Source organism: Cryobacterium shii, from assembly GCF_004402595.1.
Classification (GTDB): Bacteria; Actinomycetota; Actinomycetes; order Actinomycetales; family Microbacteriaceae; genus Cryobacterium; species Cryobacterium shii.
Genome location: NZ_SOFY01000076.1, coordinates 1 through 2,467 on the forward strand (window position 1 = coordinate 1; position 2,467 = coordinate 2,467).

The 2,467-nt window shown below is 65.1% G+C and carries 2 protein-coding genes and 1 riboswitch; both genes read right to left on the reverse strand.

Annotation, left to right across the window (positions count from 1 at the left end; genetic code table 11):
• Window positions 1–268: 268 nt before the first annotated feature.
• On the reverse strand, window positions 269–709 hold the full coding sequence (locus E3O49_RS13980; RefSeq protein WP_134368324.1) for a guanosine-3',5'-bis(diphosphate) 3'-pyrophosphohydrolase: 441 nt from the start codon (window positions 707–709) through the stop codon (window positions 269–271).
• Window positions 710–1,170: 461 nt separating this feature from the next.
• A riboswitch (cyclic di-GMP riboswitch) is annotated at window positions 1,171–1,244 on the forward strand.
• 367 nt (window positions 1,245–1,611) lie between these two features.
• Window positions 1,612–2,241 carry a VWA domain-containing protein gene (locus E3O49_RS13985; RefSeq protein WP_134368325.1) on the reverse strand — a complete coding sequence of 210 codons (630 nt, stop codon included), beginning with the start codon at window positions 2,239–2,241 and terminating at the stop codon, window positions 1,612–1,614.
• Window positions 2,242–2,467: the final 226 nt, after the last annotated feature.

The following is a 2,467-nucleotide window of genomic DNA, read 5'->3' on the forward strand; positions in this document are numbered from 1 at the left end:
ACCTCGCCCGCGAGGGCCGCGAACGCAGCAGCCACCACAGCGGCGTCGAGGGTTGCAGTGGGGTCATCCATACGCACAATTTTAGCAAACATAGAACGCCATGTCGAGACTATCTCAACTTGTGGAGAACTATTTTTCGAAGTCAGATACGACTCGAACGGCAGGTGAACGAAGGCTATTCCGTCCAGGATCTGTGGGTCGACCAGGAATTCCTTCGGTGAGACAGCGGGGAACGCTGCCTCACCCGGCCGAGTGCCCCCAGTGCCACCTAGCCGAGTGCCGCCAGCGCAGCCTCGTTCTTCAGAGCGAGCGATTCCCGAACGCTGAAGTCCAGCTGCTCCACGCGCCAGGGCTCCGAGTTGTCGGCGATGTCGGCCCGCTTCACGGCGAGCGCGATCGGGTTCTCGCGGATCGCGGCGTAGTACTCGTCGTCGCTGCTGACGTCATCCGTTCTGGTCAGTGCTTCGACTGCCGTGACCACGCCGCCGGGGATGCCGCGGGCGAGCAGGTCGTGGCGGGTGATGTCGGTGTCGTCGAGCACATCAACCAGCCAGGCGGTGGCCTGTTCCAGCGGGTCGCTCAGGCGTTCCGCCACCCGGCGGTGGTGGTCGATGCAGTCCGCGCCGAGCTTGTCGACCTGCCCTCGGTGCGCGTCCGTGGCGATGGACTGCGCAATGGCGATGAATGACTCGGATGCGGCTGACGACATGAAAACCCCCGTTGATTGTTCGAGCATGAGTGTCCGAGCTGATGACCCTGGGCAGCCGAGACAGGCAGCCTCGAGCAGGGGAAAGATTCTTTCTGGAGGTGAGAACCATCCGACCCCATGCCAGCTACGTTAGCGTGCGCCTGCGACCAGGGAAAGCGACGGCATCGCACGGGGTAACGCGCCAGTCGTGGGGGCGGGATCAGGGCGGCGCCCGGGCGGGATCCGGCCCGGACCTCAGCGCGGATCTGCTCGCAACCGGCTTGATCACAAACTGACTTCCCCTCGCTTTGGGGGTCGGGTTACCCGTAAATACCCGCGTGTCGCCCCCGAGTTCGGCAGATCCGGCGCCGCCCGCCCTGTAAGTTCATCTCAGGTGATCTCAGGTGATCTCAGGTGATCTCAGGTGATCTCAGGTGATCTCAGGTGATCACAGGGTCGCTGGGTAGACGGGTCATTTACGTCAATCGCACGGGCACACTCGTCGTGAGGCGGGGTCGCAAAGGCACGGGACCTTCGGGTCAGCCGGCCTACCGAATGAACAGGATCCACATCCAGATGAGCCTCACCACACTTGAGTCCGAGATCAGAAGCGGACCTTCCGGCCCGACTCTGCGGCCTCAGGCGTGCCAAAGACTCCTGCGCACCATCGCCGACCTGGGTAGGCAGGCGATCGACGCGGAGGAAGCCGGGCGAGACTAGGGTCTCGTCCTGACGAGGCATTGCAATCGGGGTTCGATTCGGGTTCGGCCCCGATTGCATGCTCGAGGCTTTAGGCCAGTGGGGTTCTCCCCATTGGCCTTAGCTTTGCCCGCGGCACAGTGCCCGCCACTGAGTGCCCGCCACTGAGTGCCCGCCACTGAGTGCCCGCCACTGCGTGCCCGCCGTTCAGCGTTTGCCCCGGCTCAGCGTTCGCCCCCGGCTTCGGTGCGCTCCTCGGAGGTGAAGCCGCGCTTGTCCTTTTTGCGGACATCCGTCACGTAGCGGCCAAGGTTGACGCTCAGGGCGGCCACCTCGTCGGAGGCGGCGGCGAACGTCATCGAGCTGTCGGCGTCGAAACCGAGGTCGGCGCCGGTGAGCACGGCGTCCTGGTTGGCGCCCAGGAAGACGAAGTCCCAGCTGTACTCCCGCGTCTGCTGCGTGACAAGGGCGCGCACGGCCGCGGCGGTGTACTCGTGGCTCGCATTCTCGCCGCCGTCGGTCACGACCACGACCTGAACCGTGTCGGGGCGGGCGTGTTCCGGCAGCGCCCGGAGCGTCTGCCCGAAGCCGGTCACCGCCACCCCGATCGCGTCGTGCAGCGCGGTCATGCCGCGCGGCTCGAGTTCGACGGACACGGTGGCCGGATCGGCCAGAGTGTGGGTGTGCTCGATCTCGTCGTCGAAAGTGACGATGTCCACCGTGAGCAGGCCGGGACCGGCCGCCTGCTCGGCGATCATCGCGGTGAGTCCGCCGACCATGTCGTCACGGATGCTCGACATCGAGCCACTCCGGTCGATCACGAGCAGCAGCGCCGTGTAGTTGGGATCAGTCATCTTGTGCCTCCTGATGGGTGCCCCCGCGTGGGGAGTGATTCAGAGTCTCAGAGACCTCTGACATTGCCCCTGTGACAGCGCATCAGACGGATGCTGCGAGCGCCGCCGAACCAATTCGACGGAGATCTTGGCTCTCCTGTCGTAACCGTGGGTTAAACCCGGCCGGGGAGCACTGGTTTGTGGCCGCCGAGGCTGAGCATGGCGAGGGCGATGAGGGCGTCGGGTG

Coding starts and splice junctions, on each gene's coding strand:
- E3O49_RS13985 (WP_134368325.1), bottom strand. CDS start 2,241: ATGACTGATCCCAACTACACGGCGCTGCTGCTCGTGATCGACCGGAGT.
- E3O49_RS13980 (WP_134368324.1), bottom strand. CDS start 709: ATGTCGTCAGCCGCATCCGAGTCATTCATCGCCATTGCGCAGTCCATC.